Raw genomic sequence first — 991 nt, 5'->3', positions numbered from 1 at the left:
TGAGTTGTCCTATAAAAGGTTGACTCGTTAATAATTCAAATATAGTTAAATCGTAACAGAATTAATTCTGTTACGATTTATTTTTTTCCATTGTTTTAAATGGATTGTTTTTTGTTGATGTGCTTGGTTTGGAGTTATCATATTAATTGATATATGTATTCTAATATTGTTTTTCTTTAACAAATCGGTATACTCGTTACTGCAATATTGTAAACCTCTATCAGAATGGTGAATGAGTTGATTTTTAGTTTTTCTGTCAATAAAAGCCATTTCTAAAGCTTTTACTGTAGTTGAACTCATTAAATTATCTGATAGTTGATAACCAACAATTTTCTTGGAACAAGCATCTGTGAGTAAATGCAAATAATATGTTTTCTCTTTTGTTCGTAAATAAGTTATATCAGCAACCCAAACTTGCTCAGATCTGTTAAGTACTAAATTGCTAATTAAATTTGGATAGCGATTCATCCAATGTCTTGAGTTTGTTGTTTTGTAATATCTTCGAACTTTAGGAACTTGTAAATATTCCAATTTTAAAAAATCTAATGAACGAACTCAATATCTTTCGTTAGTAACAGATGTTTTTAGTAGAAAAATAGTTGGTTATCACTTAAGTGATGACATGAGTGCAGAAAACGTGGTTAAAGCATTGAAAATGGCTGTGAAAAACAGAAAAAAAACCTTCAATTAATACACCACTCGGATAGAGGTTTACAATATTGTTCTCAAATTTATCAAAATGAATTAAACAAAAATAACATTATTACCTCTATGACTGATGGTTATAACTGTTATCAAAATGCTTTGGCGGAAAGGATGAATGGTGTTTTAAAACAGGAATTCCTTTATTTATAAATGTAAATCAATGAATGAACTTAATCAGTTAATTAAAGAATCAGTGGAATGTTATAACACTAAAAGACCTCATTTGAGTTTAAATATGAAAACACCTAACTTTGTATACGAAAAAACCAGTGAAGTTAACGTCACT

The 991-nt window shown here is 28.3% G+C and carries 1 protein-coding gene and 1 pseudogene; one reads left to right on the top strand and one right to left on the bottom strand.

From position 1 onward, the window contains the following. Positions 1 to 45 precede the first annotated feature (45 nt). Complete coding sequence (locus GFJ94_RS07840) at positions 46 to 531, bottom strand: DDE-type integrase/transposase/recombinase (protein ID WP_153200208.1); 486 nt, start codon at positions 529 to 531, stop codon at positions 46 to 48. Position 532: 1 nt separating this feature from the next. Here GFJ94_RS07840 and GFJ94_RS12680 point away from each other — a divergent pair. After that, positions 533 to 991 (top strand): annotated as a pseudogene (locus GFJ94_RS12680) (IS3 family transposase); the annotation flags it as partial.

This window comes from Flavobacterium sp. LMO8 (assembly GCF_009495755.1).
In the GTDB taxonomy this organism is placed as follows: Bacteria; Bacteroidota; Bacteroidia; order Flavobacteriales; family Flavobacteriaceae; genus Flavobacterium.
Note: the sequence above shows the minus strand (reverse complement) of the source record. Positions and strands in the feature narration are given on the sequence as shown.